The sequence below is a fragment of the Verrucomicrobiota bacterium genome (genome assembly GCA_016200005.1).
Classification (GTDB): Bacteria; Verrucomicrobiota; Verrucomicrobiia; order Limisphaerales; family PALSA-1396; genus PALSA-1396.
Genome location: JACQFP010000078.1, coordinates 19,136 through 37,529 on the forward strand (window position 1 = coordinate 19,136; position 18,394 = coordinate 37,529).

Annotated in this window: 14 protein-coding genes and 1 pseudogene; 9 read left to right on the plus strand and 6 right to left on the minus strand. The window is 57.6% G+C overall.

The window, feature by feature from the left end; genetic code table 11:
- Positions 1-83: 83 nt before the first annotated feature.
- Positions 84-275 (minus strand): annotated as a pseudogene (locus HY298_24935) (type II secretion system protein).
- 145 nt (positions 276-420) lie between these two features.
- Positions 421-1,227 (minus strand): hypothetical protein, encoded by an 807-nt coding sequence (locus tag HY298_24940; GenBank protein ID MBI3853507.1) that lies wholly within the window; start codon positions 1,225-1,227, stop codon positions 421-423.
- Positions 1,228-1,390: 163 nt separating this feature from the next.
- On the opposite strand from HY298_24940, the gene HY298_24945 reads away from it, so the two are divergent.
- The 5 genes from HY298_24945 (at position 1,391) to HY298_24965 (ending at position 8,376) form a co-directional block, all read left to right on the plus strand.
- Positions 1,391-2,725 carry a Gfo/Idh/MocA family oxidoreductase gene (locus HY298_24945; protein ID MBI3853508.1) on the plus strand — a complete coding sequence of 445 codons (1,335 nt, stop codon included), beginning with the start codon at positions 1,391-1,393 and terminating at the stop codon, positions 2,723-2,725.
- A gap of 76 nt (positions 2,726-2,801) precedes the next feature.
- Positions 2,802-5,876, plus strand: coding sequence for a PSD1 domain-containing protein (locus HY298_24950; protein MBI3853509.1), 3,075 nt, complete (start codon positions 2,802-2,804; stop codon positions 5,874-5,876).
- A gap of 149 nt (positions 5,877-6,025) precedes the next feature.
- The gene (locus tag HY298_24955) at positions 6,026-7,450 is read left to right on the plus strand and encodes a DUF1501 domain-containing protein (protein MBI3853510.1); all 1,425 of its coding nucleotides are present in this window, start codon (positions 6,026-6,028) and stop codon (positions 7,448-7,450) included.
- 403 nt (positions 7,451-7,853) lie between these two features.
- A complete protein-coding gene (locus tag HY298_24960; GenBank protein ID MBI3853511.1) occupies positions 7,854-8,060 on the plus strand; it encodes a hypothetical protein in 207 nt (68 codons plus the stop codon).
- Entirely contained in the window at positions 8,038-8,376 is a 339-nt protein-coding gene (locus HY298_24965) for a type II toxin-antitoxin system PemK/MazF family toxin (GenBank protein MBI3853512.1), read from the plus strand. Before HY298_24960 ends, HY298_24965 begins: the two co-directional genes overlap by 23 nt.
- 490 nt (positions 8,377-8,866) lie before the next feature.
- Here the strand turns inward: HY298_24965 and HY298_24970 are convergent, their stop codons facing one another.
- Positions 8,867-10,312 (minus strand): hypothetical protein, encoded by a 1,446-nt coding sequence (locus HY298_24970; protein ID MBI3853513.1) that lies wholly within the window; start codon positions 10,310-10,312, stop codon positions 8,867-8,869.
- A gap of 282 nt (positions 10,313-10,594) precedes the next feature.
- On the opposite strand from HY298_24970, the gene HY298_24975 reads away from it, so the two are divergent.
- Positions 10,595-11,572, plus strand: coding sequence for a formylglycine-generating enzyme family protein (locus tag HY298_24975; protein MBI3853514.1), 978 nt, complete (start codon positions 10,595-10,597; stop codon positions 11,570-11,572).
- Positions 11,573-11,643: 71 nt separating this feature from the next.
- On the opposite strand, the gene HY298_24980 is transcribed toward HY298_24975, so the two are convergent.
- The gene (locus HY298_24980) at positions 11,644-12,297 is read right to left on the minus strand and encodes a class I SAM-dependent methyltransferase (protein MBI3853515.1); all 654 of its coding nucleotides are present in this window, start codon (positions 12,295-12,297) and stop codon (positions 11,644-11,646) included.
- Positions 12,294-13,313 (minus strand): hypothetical protein, encoded by a 1,020-nt coding sequence (locus tag HY298_24985; protein MBI3853516.1) that lies wholly within the window; start codon positions 13,311-13,313, stop codon positions 12,294-12,296. The genes HY298_24980 and HY298_24985 overlap by 4 nt, the downstream gene beginning before the upstream one ends.
- Positions 13,314-13,661: 348 nt before the next feature.
- Here HY298_24985 and HY298_24990 point away from each other — a divergent pair, with 348 nt between their 5' ends.
- Genes HY298_24990 through HY298_25000 form a run of 3 tightly spaced genes read left to right on the plus strand, consistent with a single transcriptional unit; the run spans position 13,662 to position 15,961 of the window.
- Positions 13,662-14,594 (plus strand): sulfotransferase, encoded by a 933-nt coding sequence (locus HY298_24990; protein MBI3853517.1) that lies wholly within the window; start codon positions 13,662-13,664, stop codon positions 14,592-14,594.
- The gene (locus HY298_24995) at positions 14,591-15,250 is read left to right on the plus strand and encodes a class I SAM-dependent methyltransferase (protein ID MBI3853518.1); all 660 of its coding nucleotides are present in this window, start codon (positions 14,591-14,593) and stop codon (positions 15,248-15,250) included. Before HY298_24990 ends, HY298_24995 begins: the two co-directional genes overlap by 4 nt.
- Before the next feature lie 21 nt (positions 15,251-15,271).
- The gene (locus HY298_25000) at positions 15,272-15,961 is read left to right on the plus strand and encodes a class I SAM-dependent methyltransferase (GenBank protein MBI3853519.1); all 690 of its coding nucleotides are present in this window, start codon (positions 15,272-15,274) and stop codon (positions 15,959-15,961) included.
- 195 nt (positions 15,962-16,156) lie between these two features.
- On the opposite strand, the gene HY298_25005 is transcribed toward HY298_25000, so the two are convergent.
- Positions 16,157-18,064 carry an ABC transporter ATP-binding protein gene (locus HY298_25005; protein ID MBI3853520.1) on the minus strand — a complete coding sequence of 636 codons (1,908 nt, stop codon included), beginning with the start codon at positions 18,062-18,064 and terminating at the stop codon, positions 16,157-16,159.
- Positions 18,065-18,394 lie beyond the last annotated feature (330 nt).

Sequence of the window (18,394 nt, forward strand, 5' to 3'; positions counted from 1 at the left end):
AGCCAGCTTGGGCCGTAACTGTTGTACCATTGACACCAAGGCATCACCTCGCCGTTATCCTGAGTGTACATTAGCAGCCCCAATCCGAGTTGCTTGCAATTACTGACGCAGGCGATGCGCTGGGCTTTCTGCTTCGCTTTGCTGAGCGCGGGCAACAGCAATCCAGCCAGGATGGCAATGATGGCGATGACGACGAGCAACTCAATCAAGGTGAAGGCGCGGCACCGATTACGGATTTGCGAGTGCGGGGCAATGGTGGCTTTCAATAATCCCATACTTTTCTGGGTAATGGTAGCCTGGTATGGAACCGAAAAAATTGCAATCATTTATTGAAGCAATCCAATTCCTGTCTAATTGTCGGACTTCAAGTCGCCGCAACCCCGGCAGCAAGCTCCAACCAAGGGCGCGCGGCCTAACCGCTTACTTCAAGTGCCAATACACGGTATAACGCCAGCGGTCTTCCGGCTTGTACTCCTGTGAGCCACTCTCACTGGTGGTAAACTTGCCGCTGCTGGTGTTGTCGATGTCATCCGTGCAAACGTCGTCTTCCACGTCATCAAGCTGGCATTTGAAGGTGCAGGTCTGGCCGGCCCGAACATTCGGCACTTTAAGGTCCATCTGAATCGTGACGCCGTCCTTGTCAAAATTCTGGTTCGGCACGCGATATCGTTGCATCGCGCCGTCGGTCTTGGCTTCGAAGCAAAAAAACCACGTAGCGACCTGGGGCGTTTGGTGCATCACCACCTTGTCAATGATGAGTGTTTTGGCTTCATTGGACGACGCAGCCGCGGTCGCGGTCGCAGCCACTTTTGTATAAACGTCCAGACTGGGCTTCTGATTCCGTTCCGCGTCGAAATTCGATGCCATCGTCAACGTGCCCTCTTCGAGTTGATAGATGGCAGCCCGTTCCTCATCGAACGCCTGCGTGTCGCTGGGCGACTGCCCGATCTTCATGTTCACAAATTTGAGGGAGTTGAACGGACCCAGTTTTTCCAATTTGATGTCGCCTTCGGCGTAAAACGCGATTTTGTCATCCGCACCCATCATGCTGAAGGTGAATTTGTTTTTCTTGATCTCGAGCACGCGGGTCAGTGTCTGACCCTGATCGTTTGCTCGTTTCAGTGTCCACTTTCCGCTCAACGCGTCCGCCTCGTCCGCCAATGTCGTGGGCGTGACCAGGGCCGCCAAGGTTAAAACCACCGGGATGTATCCAAAAAGTTTTTTCATGGTTGTCCTTCGTTGGAGATTATTGTCTTGCTCAGGAGGCTTTGCTTTCCCGGCCCTATTTGCAAGCGAAAAGAGTTGCTGCGAACATGCTTCAACCCATCACCACGATTTTCAAATGGTTACTGATTTGACTATTGCCGCGCGACGGGTTCAATCTGGGTTCATGTCCAGGTCTCGATGTCGGTTCTCTCGTCGCCAGTTTCTCAAGGCTTCGACGGTGATTGGTTCCGGGCTGGTGGTTTCCGGCTGCCAGCTTGGCCAGCCACGCGCGGTGATCGCCAAGAACATTTCTGCCGGCAACAAACTCAACCTCGGCATCATCGGCGCGGGAGGTCGGGGCGGCGACAACCTGGCGGGAGTCAGCAGCGAAAACATTGTTGCCCTCTGCGACGTGGATGAAAGTCGCGCCGCAAGTTCGTTTGGTAAATTTCCGGAGGCAAAGCGTTATCGGGATTTTCGCGTGATGCTGGAAAAAGAGAAGAGTCTCGACGCCGTGGTCGTCAGCACGCCGGATCACACCCATGCCGTCGCCGCCATCACGGCGATGCGACTGGGCAAACACGTCTATTGCGAGAAGCCCTTGACTCATTCCATTTATGAAGCCCGCCTCATGCGGACGACTGCCGCGAAATACCAGGTCGCCACGCAAATGGGCAATCAAGGCCACGCGATGGACGGCACTCGCCGCGCCGTTGAGCTCGTCCAGGCGGGCGTCATCGGCGCAGTGCGCGAAGTCCACGTGTGGAGTGACCGCCCCATCTGGCCACAGGCCATTGACCGGCCGCCGGACACGCCACCGGTTCCACCGGGCCTGGACTGGGACCTCTGGCAGGGACCGGCTGCCGAACGCCCGTACCATCCCGCCTACCTTCCCTTCCAATGGCGCGGCTGGTGGCGTTTCGGGACCGGCGCGCTCGGTGACATGGCCTGTCATAATGCCGACGCCGCTTTCTGGGCGTTGAAACTGAACTACCCCATCAGCGTCGAAGCGGAAGCCCCGCCGCAGCACCCCGAGACGGCGCCAGCATGGAGCATCATTCACTACGAATTTCCGGCGCGTGGCGGTCTCCCGCCAGTGAAACTGACATGGTACGATGGCGGTAAAAAACCGGTCGCAGACCTTTTTGATGGCCAACCGATTCCGACCAACGGTTCGCTGCTCGTCGGCGAGAAAGGCAAACTCTTCGCGCCCGACTGGCACGCGGACAAGTTCGTGTTGCTGCCCAAGGAAAAATTTGCGGATCTCAAAGGACCGCAGCCGACCATCCGCCGCTCGCCCGGCCATCATCAGGAATGGATTCTGGCCTGCAAGGGCGGCCCACCCGCGCTATCCAACTTCGATTATGCGGCCGTGTTGACGGAAACGGTGCTGCTCGGAAACCTGGCATTGCGCGTTGGCAAAAAAATCGAATGGGACGCGGTGACGATGAAAGCGAGGAACTGTCCGGAAGCCGACCAGTTCATCCGCAACGAGTATCGGAAGGGATGGAAATTGTGACAGAGAGTTTCCCGTGAAATTAAGACGACATCAAAAAAGTCCGGGCTGTCGAAGGCAGTCAGGAATTTCACCTCGAATGAAACAGAGCCTTGCATTGCGGTTGTTATTGCTCTTGAGTTGCCTGTCGCTCGCGCAGATTCTCGCCGCGAGAACTCCAAACGCGCTCCCGGATAAGGTGCAGTTCAACCGTGACGTCCGGCCGCTTCTGTCGGATCGCTGCCTTGCCTGTCACGGGCCGGATAAGAATGCGCGCAAAGGAAAACTGCGACTGGACTTGCGCGATGAGGCGATCAAGAAAGCCATCGTCCCGGGCGACGTTGCCAGCAGTCCATTGATCAAGCACACCACCTCTCGAAACCCGGAGGAGGTGATGCCGCCGCCCGATTCCGGAAAAAAGCCGCTTTCAAAACCAGAAGTCGAATTGCTGAAACGCTGGGTCGCACAAGGTGCCCCATGGGAGGCGCACTGGGCGTTCATCAAACCGGAGCGCCCGAACGTGCCAAAAGTGTCCGCCAACAAAACTAGGATCGTCAACCCGATTGATTCGTTCATTCTGGCGCGGCTGGAGAAGGAAAAGCTAAAACCGGCGACTGAAGCCGACCGACGAACGCTCATTCGCCGCCTGAGTTTTGATCTCACCGGCCTGCCTCCAACTCCGGAAGCGGTCCGCGCCGTCGCCGGAGATAAGTCTCCCAAGGCTTACGAACAACTGGTGGATCGATTGCTCGCCTCGCCGCATTTCGGCGAACGCATGGCGATGTATTGGCTCGACGTGGTGCGCTACGCCGACACGGACGGTTTTCACGCGGACAATTATCGCAGCGTTTATCCCTACCGCGATTATGTGGTCGATGCGTTCAACCAAAACCTGCCGTTCGACCGTTTCACCATCGAGCAGCTCGCCGGCGATCTGCTCCCCAACGCCACGACCACACAAAAGATCGCCTCAACGTACAATCGATTGAACCGCACAACGGAGGAAGGCGGAGCGCAGGCGAAGGAGTATCTGGCCAAATACGCCGCCGATCGCGTGCGAACCACCTCGACCGCCTGGATGGCCGCGACGATGGGTTGCTGCGAGTGCCACGATCACAAGTTCGATCCCTACAGCACGAAGGACTTTTACAGTTTCGAAGCGTTCTTTGCCGACATCAAAGAGCAGGGCGTCGGAAAACCGGAAGCCAGCCTCGTGGGGAACGAAGCGCAAACCGCCGAACTGAAACGATTCGACACCCTGATCGCTGATCTCGAAAAAACCCTCGTGACGCCGACCGCTCAACTGGACGCCGCTCAATCCACCTGGGAAACCGGAACCCTCCGCGACCTTGACGCGGGCCGTCTCGATTGGTTGCCGTTGAAACCCGAGACGCTCGCTTCAACAAATGGCGCAACATTGACGATCCAGGAGGACCTTTCCGTTCTGGTCAGCGGCAAGAATCCGGACAAGGACACTTATACCATCACGCTGCGCACCGACCGTGAACACATCACCGCCATCCGGCTGGAGGCGATGACCGATCCCAGTCTCGACAACCAAAGCCTGTCGCGCGGAGGTGGTAATTTTGTCCTGACGGGCTTTGAAGTTGAACTGCCCGGAGCCAAAGACGCCACGAACCAACCCGTGAAGATCGCCACCGCCATCGCCGATTATTCGCAAAAGGATTTCCCGGTGGCAGCCGCCATCGACAGCAAACGCGATACCGGCTGGGCGGTGGACGGCGGTTCGAGCACGACCAATCACCAGGCTGCCTTCATCTTTGCTAAACCGCTGGCAGGTGGACCCGACACGACGCTGATCGTCCGCCTGAAACACGAATCCAAGTTCAAACACCACAACATCGGCCGCTTCCGCCTGGCGTTGATCTCGCTGCGAAACCCCGTCCTCACCGTATCCGGGTTGTCCGATGAGACGATCGACACTCTGCGAAAGCCAAAGGACGATCGCAGCGCCGAGCAGGCAGAAGCGCTCTCCAAATACTACCTCAACATCGCTCCCGAACTCGATTCCGTTCGCGAAGAACTGATCTCAACCAAAAAACAAAAGGAAGAATTCCGGGAAACCGTTCCGACGTCGTTGGTCACCGTCGCCGTCGAGCCGCGAGAAATGCGTGTGCTGCCGCGCGGAAACTGGATGAGCGACGCCGGCGACGTTGTCACGCCCGCGGTGCCGCACTTCCTCGCGCACTCCGAAAACAAAACCGAGCGACTCACGCGACTGGACCTGGCGCGGTGGCTGATCTCGCGCGACAATCCGTTGACCGCCCGCGTCTTTGTCAATCGACTCTGGAAGCTTTATTTCGGCACCGGCATTTCTAAAACGCTCGATGACTTCGGCGCGCAAGGCGAGTGGCCGCAACATCCTCAGTTGCTCGATTGGCTCGCGGTGGAATTCATGGACAGCGGCTGGGACATCAAACACATGATCAAGCTCATGGTCATGTCCAGCACCTACCGCCAATCGTCCGACGCCGATGAGAAACTCCGCGAGCGCGATCCCTTCAATCGTTTGCTCTCGCGCCAGTCGCGTTTCCGCCTCGACGCAGAGATGGTGCGTGACAATGCCCTCGCCGTCAGCGGACTGTTGGCGGACAACGTCGGCGGGCCAAGCGTCAAGCCGTATCAACCCGCCGGCTATTGGGACCAGTTGAATTTTCCCAAGCGCACCTACACCAATGACCACGGCGCATCGGAGTATCGTCGCGGTCTCTACACTTTCTGGTGTCGGACTTTTGTGCATCCCAGCCTCGTGGCGTTCGACGCTGCCACGCGCGAAGAATGCACCGTGGAACGCATCACCTCGAACACTCCCTTGCAGGCGCTGGTCTTGCTCAACGATCCAACCTACGTCGAAGCGGCGCGCGTCTTCGCCGCGAGAATCATCACCAACGGCGGCAAAAGTGTGGATGACCGCCTCGATTGGACTTTCGATCACACACTCGATCGCAGACCGCGCCCCGAAGAAAAGCGCAAGTTGAGCGAACTGTATCGCAAACAGCTCGACCGCTATGCCGCCGACAAAGACTCCGCCGAGAAACTGGTGAGCGTTGGCGAATGGCCTGCGAACAAGGAACTGAACGTCGCCGAACTGGCGGCCTGGACTTCAATCGCCCGCGTCATGCTCAACTTGAACGAAACCATCGCGCGCTATTAAGCCAATCGCAGACTGAAATGAAATTCACGCTAACCCCTCACCCGGCCTGCGACCACCCTCTCCCCATCCGATGGGGAGAGGGCAGGGTGAGGGGATATTCCTTTTGTAGTTCGTGACAAACCCAATCCTCAACCATGAACTTTTTTGAAATGCTCCAGCTTCAAGCTTCGCGCCGGACTTTTCTCGGTCGCGCCACAATGGGCATCGGCACACTCGCGTTGTCATCGTTGCTGAACCCGCTGGCGCGGGCGGCTGGAAAGCAGGTGCAAACCAAAGAAGGCAAATGGCTCGGCGTTGTGAACCCACCGCATTTTGCGCCGAAGGCCAAACGCATCATCTTCCTCACGATGGCCGGCGGGCCGTCGCATCTCGAAACCCTCGACTACAAATCGAAGCTCGCCGAGATGCACGGGCAACCCATGCCCGAATCATACACCAAAGGCCAGCAGATCGCCCAACTGCAAGGGGCGAAGCTGAATTGTTTCGGGCCGCAGTACGAGTTCGAAAAATTCGGCCAGTCCGGTCAACACATTTCCAGAATCCTGCCGCACATCGGGAGCATCGCCGATGATATCTGCATCATTCGCTCGATGCACACCGAGCAGATCAATCATGATCCTGCCCAGGCATTCATGAACACCGGCACGTCCATCTCCGGCCGTCCCAGCATGGGATCCTGGCTGCTCTACGGGCTCGGCAGCGAATGCGAGGATCTGCCCGGCTTCGTGGTGTTGATTTCCTCCGGCGGCGGACAGGACCAGCCGGTCGCCGCCCGTCAATGGCATAGCGGATTTCTCCCCAGCCGCTTTCAGGGAGTTCAATTTCATTCCAAGGGCGAACCCGTGAATTACGTCGGACGACCCGACGGCGTCTCGCTGGACGGACAAAAGGAGATCATCGACACTGTGAACTCCATGAACGGTCTGTTCAATGAATCGGCGCACGACCCGGAGATCACCACGCGCATCAGCCAGTACGAAATGGCTTTCCGAATGCAGACCAGCGTGCCGGGCTTGATGGATGTTTCGGACGAACCGGCGCACATTCTCGAAATGTACGGCACCAAGGGCGGCGACGGTTCATTCGCCGCCAACTGTCTGCTGGCGCGGCGGCTTGCCGAACGCGGCGTGCGCTTCGTCCAGCTTTATCATCGCGGCTGGGACCATCACGGCGGCGTCAAAAACGGTGTCAAGACCACTGCCGGTCTCGTGGACAAAGCCACCGCCGCGCTGGTCAAAGACCTGAAAGAGCGCGGCATGTTGGACGACACACTGATCGTCTGGGGCGGCGAATTCGGTCGCACACCGATGGCCCAGGGCGACGGACGCGACCACCACATCAAGGGATTTTCCCTCTGGCTGGCCGGCGCCGGCATCAAGGGCGGCATGAGTTACGGCAACACCGACGAACTTGGTTACAGCGCCGTGGAAAACCCGGTGCATGTACACGACCTGCACGCGACGATGTTGCACCTCTTCGGCATCGACCACGAAAAACTGACCTACCGCTTTCAAGGCCGCGACTTCCGATTGACCGACGTCAGCGGCGAAGTTGTCAAAGCGATTCTGGCCTGAGGGTGCGCGGCACGGGCGATGATCCCGGCCAAAGCGCCTTGCCGCTACAGCTTCTCTCACTTGTGGTTCGGCAGCGGAAGTGGAACAACCTTCACCGCTGGCTTTGCGCGAAGACACGGAAAAGAATCGGTGAGGAAGACTGGCGCAGCGGTGAAAAGCGGTAAAGGGCAACCGCAGTCCAAGACGCTGGCGCGTTTTTCAACGATCTCTAAACCTCGCGAAGCATCGCGGAGTGCGCCAGCCCTCTGGCGCTTTGAGGGGGCGGAATTCAACGCAAAGTCGCCAACACGCCAAGGCGCAGCGAAAACTGGAGAAGATCTTTTCGCTTCTCGGCGACTTGCCACTAGCGACCGTGAACAATTTGCCGCTTGAGAACCAAACGGATAAAAGCTAAGGTGCAACCGTGAGAACGCTAAACGCGCATTTTGACGGCAAGTTCATTGTGCTGGACGAACCGGCCAGCTTGAAACCCAACTCCAAGGTCAAAGTCATCGCGCCGGACGCAGACGACATGGAGAATGGTTTGGTGGGTGACTTCGCGCGCTTGTCCGAACACGCGTTCCGAGCGATCTGGGACAACCCGCTCGATGCCGACTACGACCACCTATAATCGCGGCGCCGTCGTACTGCTGCCGTTTCCTTTCTCCGACCAATCGTCGGCCAAAATTCGCCCGGCCGTAATCGTCAGTCCGCATTATCCGTCCGACGATTTGCTGGTTGTGGCAGTGACTTCGGTGGGCGATGCGTTGCGGCCCGGAGAGTTTCCCATTCAATTCTGGCGCGAGGCGGGCCTGATTCATCCGTCATTCGCCAAACGTGCCGTGGCCTCCGTGTCTGGGGCATTGGTGCGCAAACATCTCGGCCAGTTGCGTGAAACGGATTTGGTGAAACTCGATTCCGCCGTCCGGCTTTGGTTTGGCTTGTAGTCCGTCGCGCGTGGTGCGGGGAAAACTGGAGAGCTTTTTGGCGTCTCCGTGCCGGTCGCTCGAATGGAATCAAGACGCGAATGGTTGGAACGCTCGCCCTCACCCCGGCCCTCTCCCACAAGGAGAGGGTGAATCGTTCGCCGGTTCTTTGGAAGATTGGGCGCTGGAGTCGGCAGGAGAGTCACCGAGCAATGAGCGGAGGGACGAAAGCCACTCCCTCTCCGTCGGGAGAGGGCCGGGGTGAGGGAGGTCGTGACAAACTATCTGAACACGTAGGAAAGCGGCGGTAAACACGACCGCAGTCCCGGCGCTTCGCGAGGTTCGAGGACGCCCGGCAGTCGCGAAGCGTTTGGACTGCGCGTGTCTTTAGCACCGCTTTTCGGACGGGGCGAGCGGTTCAACGCCAAGGCGAGTTCTGCCGCGAGTAGCCAATATCAAGAACCGACCCCTTTCCTTTCCCTTGCGAGTTTTCATTGGTTGATTCTTCTGATTACAGGCTTAACCGATAAAACGTGTTTGTGCCGGAGATGGGATTGGTCACGGTGTTCTGCCCGTTCACGACGACAGGGCCGGGCAAAACGGTGGTCCAGAACGCTGATGCACCAAGGTTCGTGGTGGATTGCAAAGTGAACCCGGTGTAATCGAAACCAGCCACATTGGTCGGCCACTTGAAAACAAGACTCGACCCAGAAGGAATTAATGTCACTTGCGGCGCGAACGAGAGACTGAACACCGTGCCATAGCCCGAACTGCCGCCATTACCAGCCGTCCCATATAAGGTGTAGCCCGACAAAGTCAGTCCTGCACCCGGTTGCACCCCGTCGCTGTTGATAAAAGGAAACGGACCAGAGGGTTCCGTGAAAGTATACAGATTTGTAAAACCCGTGCCATCGGTTTTGACGCCGAACACTGTGCCAAATCCTGGAATGCCGCCAAACTGTGTCGTGCCATACAACGTGTTACCCGATAAAATCAATCCGGCGAGAGGACGGACGCCGTCGATGTAAATGAAAACATGCAGGTTCGTATAACCCGTGCCATCCTTGTTGAACTTGAAAACGGTTCCATTGCCTGCACTGCCGCCAGCCTGTGCCGTACCATACAAGGTGTTGCCCGATGCAATCAATCGGGCATAGGGATTGGCTCCGTCACTGCCGCCAGCAAAATTATGCAGGTTTGTAAAACCGGTGCCATCGGCGTTGATGGCGAACGCCGTGCCATTGCCCAAACTGCCGCCGCCGTATGTCACCCCGTAAAGAATATTGCTGGATAAAATCAATCCGGCATGCGGATTAGCTCCGTCGCTGTTGGTAGAAGGCGAACCCGAGGTTGCCGTGAAACTATGCAGGTTTGTAAAACCGGTGCCATCGGTGTTGACGGCGAACACCGTGCCATTGCCCGCGCTGCCGCCATAAAACGCCGTCCCATACAGCGTGTTGCTTGATAAAATCAATCCGGCATCCGGAGTAGCTCCATTACTGTTGATTGAAGGAGAACCAGAGGGTGCTGTGAAACCATACAGGTTGGTAAAACCCGTGCCATCGGTGTTGACGGCGAACACCGAACCCCAGGCCGAGGGGCCACCATGCCCTGCCGTTCCGTAAAGTGTGTTGCTCGACAAAATCAAATCGCAATAGGGAATGGCTGCGTCGCTGCTCAAGTTGAGGTTGAAATTGTGGAGGTTGGTAAAACCCGTGCCATCGGTGTTGCCTCTGAACACCGTGCCCCCGCCGTTATTCCCACCATACGCTGTCGTCCCATACAGGGTACTACCCGAGATGATCACACCCCCAAAATACGGAAAAGCTCCGTCACTACCGTTAGTAAAACTATGCAGCGTCGTGAAGGTCTGCGCCGCCACCCGGCCCGCCGGTATCAAGCCGAGACCGGCGATCAGTGCGGGCAGGAGGAACAGATTTTGAATGCGCGTTTTCATGGGTTGATGTGCGAATGATCATTGCGTTGGCCGAATCAAGTTCGCTCAGAAGCCTTGCGAAGACGCCAAGAATGGTGAGTAAAGCTGACTGGATAGACAGTGGAATGGCAAAGGACGGTTGGCAATGACAATCTTGGGCAGCCGTGGCAATCGTTCGAGTTGATCCAAAGGACGCATATACCCGTTGCGGTGAGTCGCGTTCTGCCGTGAGATCAGGCACCAGCCCAACCTTGCATCCCACAGTTGGTTCTTCTAACGTCACCCCATCAAATTCTTTTTTCCATGAAACGAAAATTTCGCACTGCGCTTTGGATTTTTCTGTTGCTCGTTGGGGTGGGCGGCTTCGCAGCCTGGAAAAACTGGCACGATCGCTATGTCTGGCCTGGGCCGGTGGCCAGTATGCAGGACCTGCCACCGCTGGATCGTTCGGGCTGGCCGAAACAGCCAGTCGCGTGGAAATCCGCGGTCGTTCAAACGGGAGTGGCCACGCCAGACGGCATGAAAAAAGTTCCGATCACCTATTACACAAATTCCATCGGCCTCGTGCTGGTGCGCATCGAAGCCGGGAGTTTTCTCATGGGGTTGACCGAGCAACAGGCTGTGCGCCTCCACACTCCCAACCTGCCCGGCCATCGGGTAACTCTGACCAAGCCATATTTTCTCGGCGCGTTTGAAGTTTCCAACAAGGAGTACGAGTTGTTCGACCCGGCCCACAAAAAGAAACGCCCCAAATATCAACGCCGTCGCGGCGGCGAGAATCATCCGGTTGAACCTGTCACGTGGCAGGAGGCGCAGAAATTTTGTCGCTGGCTTTCGGCCAAGGAAGGCCGCGTGTATCGCCTGCCAACGGAAGCGGAATGGGAATACGCCTGCAAGGCCGGCACGGAAACCAGATTGTATTGGGGCGACGCCTACTGGGACGGCAACAAGGCCAACGTCGCCGGCTTGAAATGGGACCACGAGACCTGGATCATGGACGGCTTCGAATACACCGCGCCGGTCGGCACGTATCCGCCGAATCCGTGGGGGCTCTACGACATGATCGGCAACTCGTGGGAATGGTGCAGCGATTGGTTCAGCCGCTACAAAGCCGAACCGGCGGTTGATCCGCAAGGCCCCGCCAAGGGTCATTGCCGCGTTTACAAAGGAGGCGGGTGGAGCACGCGGCAGTACAGCATCAAGTCCGCGGTTCGCGACGGCGACGATCCGGCGGATCTTCCCGACATCCGCGGCTTCCGCGTTCTGTGCGAGGCAAACTAATACGGAAAGTCCGAAGTTCGGAATCCGAGATCCGAAAGCAATCCGAAGACGGAAGGTGCTCGTCCCTCGACTCACCTGCCAATCTTCCGCAGATAAGCAAACCAGTTGATCGATACAAATTTTCCAAAGCTCTTCGTTTCCACCACTTCCAAGCCGCATTCCGCCGCTTCCCGCCGCAATCGCCAATGCGTGATGTCGCTGATCTCCCAATCGCTGGTGAAGACCCGGTTTACCAGCCGACGCAAAAACGTGAAGCTCAGCGGATGGTGAAAGGAGACCAGCACCATGCCGCGACTGACGCGCGCCGCTTCGCGAAACATCCGCTTGCGCACCGCTTCATCGGGAATGTGATGCAGCAGCCGCCACAACATCACGCAATCAACCGAGTTGTTGCCCAGCGGCAGGTGCTCGGCGTCGCTGGCGGCAAACCCGATCACCTGCTGCGCTGTGGAAACTTTCATCGCCTGTTGAATCATCGGCACCGCCACGTCGCCACCGGCGTAGCGCAGACCCATTTCCAAGGCTGTGTTGACGAAGCGACCCACGCCGCACGGGCAATCAAACAGCAGCGCGTTTTTGGGCAGCAGTTTCAACCAACCACGAACAATCCCTTCCTCCTCGGCCGTGCGCTTGTAGCGTTTGGGGTCGCGGCTCTGGACGTAATTTCGCGCGGCCTCGTCGGTCGTGCGGCGTTGCTTGACCGGTTGGTTGATCTCCCGGCTCATGAAATCGGGAAGGGGAAATCCACCGAGGGCGCCGCTTCCAGCCCGTGAATGCATTCATTGGCGCTGTTGGACAACTGGCATAAGTCAAGCAAACGGCCTTGCTTGTAATCGATTTCGAGCACGGTCGCCGGTGACACGCCGACAAGAATGCGCGACGCGTCGAGCAGGCACATCCCGCGCGTGAACAGCGGTCGTGCCACGCGCTGTCGCATGACGAAATTCTGCAGGCGTGCGCGCCAACCGATGTCGCGGCAGCCCCGGAGGTGCTTCAACCTCGCCACTTCGGGAAAGTCCGCGAGATTGATCCGCCGTTTCACGTGGCCGGTGTGAAGATCAAACACGACCACGACGTGGTGATGGCTGTCGTTGAGCAAGACTTCTTCGTCATCGGTGACCAGCCCGTTGTGGCAACCTTTGAGTTCGGGATCGTGCGCGATCACCGTCGTCGGAAACAATCGAATGATCGCGCCGTGGTTGTTGAAGCAGACATAGACCTGGCCCTTGTGCACTTCCACGTTGTTCAGGTGCAATTTGGAAAAGCCGTTCAGATAAGCCAGGCGGTTGTCCTTGTCCTTCTCCACGGTGAACGGCAGCGCGGAGAATTTCTCGCGGATCACCGGGTCTTCGTGCGCCCACCAGGACTGAAGCACCCGCCCGTCAAATCCGACTTTGAGCACGGCGCCGAGCGCCGTCGAGCTGGCCCAGATCCCGTCGTCCACCAGTTTCAGCTCGTGAAGACCGGCAAAATTGTGGTTCGTGATGATGCGCGTCGGCCGCAAGGCATGATCAAACCCGTGCAGCGAATGATAAGTGGCCACAAACAATTCCTCCCGCAGCAGCACGATGCCGCGCCCGCCGCGCCCGCCACCCCGCGGATTGGGATCGTCCAACGGCGGATTGGTTGGTGCGAGCGGCGCGCGGCCAAGCACTTTTTTGCTTTTCCAATCCAGCGCGATGAGTTCGCCCGCCTGCCCGGCTGGCGCGCCGCGCACCACTGTGCTGAGATAAACCCGCATGAGTTTGTTTGGGGAAATCGGTTTCCGTTTTGCGCCGCATCCTAAAAATCTCATGCCGATTGCGCAACCGCAATGTGCTCGCAATCGCGTGAGGGGCACAACTTGACGTTGCGGCCATTCGACGGGAAAGGACTGCCGGTAGCGCGGGTTTCCAAACCGGCTGTATCGCCGACTTCCAAGTCGGCAGCGCATTGAGACTTCTGCGGCCTGCGGGTTTGGAAGCCCGCGATACAGCGGACTTGGAAGTCCGCGCTACTTTGGTTGTGGTTTCCCACGATGCGAACTTCCATGTTGCGAAGGCACACGCAACATCTTACCGTTTCACGGAAAGCGCGGAAGCACACGTCCATGTTTAGAACGCTCGCAACCAGCAATTCGTCCCTCGCCCGTTGGCTTCGTCGCCGGGCGTCGCGCCACGTTTCCACCCAGTCCCCGATCATCATTGGCGGTTCGCAACGTAGCGGCACCACACTCCTGCGGGTTATTTTGGACTCCCATCCGCACATCGCTTGCGGGCCGGAAACCAGTCTGCTGACCGGCGGATTCCTGCCGGGAAAACTTTCTCGTCGATTCGATTTTCCGGTCGAAGAAATTTGGCAATTGCACGAGCGCGCGACAGATCACGCTCACTTTGTCGAGTTGTTCCTCACGCAATACGCCGCGAACCGCGGCAAAACCCGTTGGGCAGAAAAGACGCCGCAGAATGTTTCCTATCTGCCTTTCATCTTCCGCCATTTTCCTTCGGCGAAATTCATTCACCTCGTGCGCGACGGGCGGGATGCGGTTTGCTCCATTCGCACGCATCCAAAGTTTCGCATGATGAACGGCCAGCAGGTCGTGACCAACGTCCGCCGACCGCTTCGGCCTTGCATTGAAAGCTGGTTGCGCGACACCGAGGCCGGAATGTGCTGGCGCGGTCATCCGCAGTATCTGGAAATTCATTACGAGAAGCTGGTGACGGATTTGGAGCCGACGCTGCGCCAGCTTTGCGAATTCATCAACGAACCGTGGCATGCCGCCATGTTGGAATATCACTCCCAAGACGAGCCGTCCCGCGACCCGACGCGGTTCATTGCCAACGCCGCCGCCACCCAGCCGCTGACCACCCAGGCCGTGCATCGCTGGCGGAAGGAATTGAGCGCGGATGAATTGCGCTTGTTTAATCAGCTTGCCGGCAAACGGATGATCGAACTGGGCTACCAGTTGGACTCCGACGACAGTACGCCGGCGCTCAATTATCAACGCGACACGGTTGCCAATCTTAAGCAAGGAACACCATGAGCGGAAAAGAGGCTGCCTACGCCGGCCGGATCAAATACAGCGAGGAGCGTTCGCGCAAATATCAACAGCGCAAATCCGGCAAACACGCGTCCGAGATGCGCCTCTTGGAACGCGCGTTCGCTCTGATTCCCAAAACGCACCGCGTGCTGGATGCGCCGTGCGGTGGTGCGCGGGTTTCGATTCACCTTGCCGGTCTGGGTTACCAGATGTCCGCGGCTGACTTGTCCGAAGCGATGGTCAAGATCGCCCGGGAAAATTTCACCCAGAACGGTTTGCCCGGCCCGGTGGAGCAACAGGACATCGAAAAGCTGACCTATCCCGACCGGCATTTCGACACGATTGTCAGCTTCCGGTTGTTTCACCATTTTCCGAACGGGGATATTCGACGCCGCGTGGTGAATGAGCTTTGTCGCGTGGCAGGGCAGAACGTCGTGCTTTCGTATTTCAGTCCGGTATCAATTACTTCGGTGCGCAATAAATTGGCGGCAAGCATCGGCGGCAAAAAGTCCAAAAAATATCCGACGCTGTTGTCGGAGGTGGAGAGCTACTTCAAGGCCAACGGCTTCCGGCTTGTGAAAGACTTCGCCCAATTGCCACTCGTTCACACCTTGCACGTCGCAGTGTTTGAACGAGCGGGCCGGCCGTCGGCTGGTTGAACCAAAAGGAGTAATGATCATTTGAACAACACTGAATTTTTCGAAAAAGCTTTCCGGCGCTCTGGTCCAAAGATCATCGCCGGTTTTTCACGCCCGGTTTATCACAATCTGGCCGGCTTGCTCCACGGACACCGGTTCAACAAGGCCGGGTACGGCGGCATGATCCGGCACACTGAAGCCGGCATGCTTTATCAATGGGCGGCGGCGTTGCCGGCGAATTCAGTCATCGTGGAGATTGGTTGTTACGGTGGGTTGTCCACCAGCTACCTCGCCACTGGTTGCGCGGGGAATGGCTCCAAGATTTACGCCATCGATCCGTTTGCCTCTGACTTGAATTTGCAAGCGGCGCGCACCGATCACGCCGTGCGTCTGGAGAACAAACCCTCGCGCGACCAGGTTGCACAGCGTCTGAAGCAAAGCGGCCTGGCGCAGCATGTCGAGTTGATCGAAGGCTATTCCCAGGAAGTCGTCAAAAACTGGAATCGTAAGATTGATTTCCTCTGGATCGACGGCAATCACGATCGCGCCTACGAGGACTACACCGACTGGGCTCCATTTTTGAAGCCGCGCGCGCGCGTCGCGCTCCACGATGCGCATCCGGTTTTTGGACTGACTCAAGTTGCGGAAGCCGCGCGCAAGATTTTCAGCACTGACGAGTGGGTGGAGTTGGAACATGTCAAGAGCATCATCACCGGCGTGCGAAAAAGCTGACCAAAACAAAGGCAGCGATCTTCAGCATCTGGCATAGGGGATTTTCTGGCGCGAAAATAAAGCGCGACCGGAATTTTACTTCGCTTAGAATGACACCCCCCTCACCCCGTCCCTCTCCCCATCCGATGGGGAGAGGGTGGCCGAAGGCCGGGTGAGGGGCTGTTCACTTTTCCATCCGGAAATCTTTTATGGCAATTAGTTCACGCCAGACTTTTTCTCCAATTGCCCGGCGGGTTGTGTGAAAATTCCCTGTCGATTGGCCATTTCGGCAAATTCTCCGCCCGCCTTCAGGAGTTCCGAAAAACTGCCCTGCTCAATGATGCGACCACGCGACAGGACGATGATTTGATCCATCGCGGCCAGGGTGGAAAGACGATGAGCCACACAAACCACCGTGCGGTTTTCAGCCAGCCGATCAATGGCCGCCTGCACCTCGGCTTCAGACTGCGAATCCAGCGACGCCGTCGCTTCATCGAGGACGAGGATGGGCGCGTTGCGCACGAACGCCCGGGCGATGGCGATACGCTGTCGCTGGCCGGCCGACAATTCAACACCGCGTTCGCCAATGGGCGTGTCGTAGCCCTGCTCCTTTTCCACGATAAAATCGTGCGCGTAGGCGGCACGGGCGGCGGCCTCGATCTCCGCCCGCGTGGCATCCGGTTTGCCGCAAGCGATATTCTCCGCCACGGTCATGTTGAAGAGAACGATTTCTTGACTGACCAGCGCCATCTGCCGGCGCAAATCGAGCAGGGAAACTTCACGCAAGTTCAGGCCGTCGATTTTGACGGCGCCGCTCGTGGGATCGTAAAACCGAAAGATGAGATTCGTGAGGGTGCTTTTGCCGGAACCGCTTTCGCCAGCGATGCCGAGCCGGAAACCGCGCGGTATGGCAAGGGCGATGTCGCGCAGAACCGGTTCCTGTCGGTAGGAAAAGCTGACGTTCTCGAAAGTGATTTGCGATTTGAAAGGGGACAGCGGTTTCGCAATAACAGGTTCCTTGACCGTCGGCTGTTCGTTTCTGATTTCGATCAGCCGTTCCACACCCGCCGACGCTTGCTCGAACAGAATGTGAATGCCGGCCAGTTTTTTTATCGGCAGGAAAAACATCATCAGCCCGGTGAGGAAGGCCACGAGATCGGGCACCGTCCGCGCCGCCCAAAAGACGTAAACCACCAACATGCCCAGGCCGAGCATGGAGATCACTTCAATGAGGGGATTGACCAGTTCCTTGGCCTGCACGCTTTTCATGCCGTGGTGGATGAGTTGTTTGGAATACTCGCGGAAACGGCGGAGTTGCTCGGCTTCCAGACTGAACGCCTTGATGACCCGGATGCCGGTCAACAATTCCACCAACATGCTGTTCTGGGAAACATTGGCTTTACGGCCCAGGCGGCTGGCGCGGCGCGTTTTTTTGCCGAGGACGATCAGCGGGAAGAGACAGAGCGGAAGAAAGACGAGCGTCAACAACGTCAGTTTCCAGTCCACGAACAACATGCCCGTAAAAACCCCCACGATGCTGAACGGCTCCTTGACCAGGTCCGCGCAGCCGACCCGCAACGCGCGGTGCAGGTTCATGGTATCCACGTTGATCCGGGTCAGCATGTCGCCGGTGGTGGAACGGTTGAAGTAATCGAGCGAAAGGGTGCTGAGTTTTTCCAGCACGTCGCCGCGCAAATCGTTGATGACCCGTTCGCTGACCCAACCCATGCAATAGCCGCTCAAGTAATCGGCGATGCTGCGAACCGAGACCAGCAGCGGCAGAAACAACAAGCCGCCCAGCACGCGTTGCCAACCCAGGGTGCCGCCGGCGAGCGGCAACCACGGATCAATCGCGGCGTTGACCTTGGCGTTGATTTGTTTCAACTGTTCCTGGAAGGCGGACGGAACGTGCTTTGATTTGTGGACCTTGCCGCCGACCGGATTACCCTGCCCCGTGAGTTCCACGCGGGGCGTCAAACGGTCCGTCAGCGTGCGGACTGCCCAGATGAAACTGCCATTGGCAAGCCCGAACACCATGCCACACAGAATTCCGATCGTGAGCCGGCGCCAGTAGCGCCGGAGATAGGGCCAGCCAAAGTCCAGGACATGCTTGAGATTATTCATGTGTCCCCTCTCATACTTGGGACTTTGAATGGAGAGTCAAGCTCGACGGGAGGGAGGGCATGTGCTGAGTTAGCCGCAGCGCTCCGGTTAGCATAAAATCAAACCACGGGCGTAAGCGTAAGATACCAAAATCCTCCAAATAAAGTAATCCAACCAACCACTGCCAACCAGCGCGCAACTCTTCTCAAAAGAAAAGACACTATAAACAAGCCAATGAATGAAAACCAAACCGTAACTCCTGCTGCTTCGCTTATTGGCAACCTTCTGCGCGGATCTGTCGAAGCGAGCACAACTACGCAAGCAATGAGCAGCGTCTCGAACAAGCAAAAC

Coding starts and splice junctions, on each gene's coding strand:
- HY298_24940 (MBI3853507.1), bottom strand. CDS start 1,227: ATGAAAAAACTTTTTGGATACATCCCGGTGGTTTTAACCTTGGCGGCC.
- HY298_24945 (MBI3853508.1), top strand. CDS start 1,391: ATGTCCAGGTCTCGATGTCGGTTCTCTCGTCGCCAGTTTCTCAAGGCT.
- HY298_24950 (MBI3853509.1), top strand. CDS start 2,802: ATGAAACAGAGCCTTGCATTGCGGTTGTTATTGCTCTTGAGTTGCCTG.
- HY298_24955 (MBI3853510.1), top strand. CDS start 6,026: ATGCTCCAGCTTCAAGCTTCGCGCCGGACTTTTCTCGGTCGCGCCACA.
- HY298_24965 (MBI3853512.1), top strand. CDS start 8,038: ATGCCGACTACGACCACCTATAATCGCGGCGCCGTCGTACTGCTGCCG.
- HY298_24970 (MBI3853513.1), bottom strand. CDS start 10,312: ATGAAAACGCGCATTCAAAATCTGTTCCTCCTGCCCGCACTGATCGCC.
- HY298_24975 (MBI3853514.1), top strand. CDS start 10,595: ATGAAACGAAAATTTCGCACTGCGCTTTGGATTTTTCTGTTGCTCGTT.
- HY298_24980 (MBI3853515.1), bottom strand. CDS start 12,297: ATGAGCCGGGAGATCAACCAACCGGTCAAGCAACGCCGCACGACCGAC.
- HY298_24985 (MBI3853516.1), bottom strand. CDS start 13,313: ATGCGGGTTTATCTCAGCACAGTGGTGCGCGGCGCGCCAGCCGGGCAG.
- HY298_24990 (MBI3853517.1), top strand. CDS start 13,662: ATGTTTAGAACGCTCGCAACCAGCAATTCGTCCCTCGCCCGTTGGCTT.
- HY298_24995 (MBI3853518.1), top strand. CDS start 14,591: ATGAGCGGAAAAGAGGCTGCCTACGCCGGCCGGATCAAATACAGCGAG.
- HY298_25005 (MBI3853520.1), bottom strand. CDS start 18,064: ATGAATAATCTCAAGCATGTCCTGGACTTTGGCTGGCCCTATCTCCGG.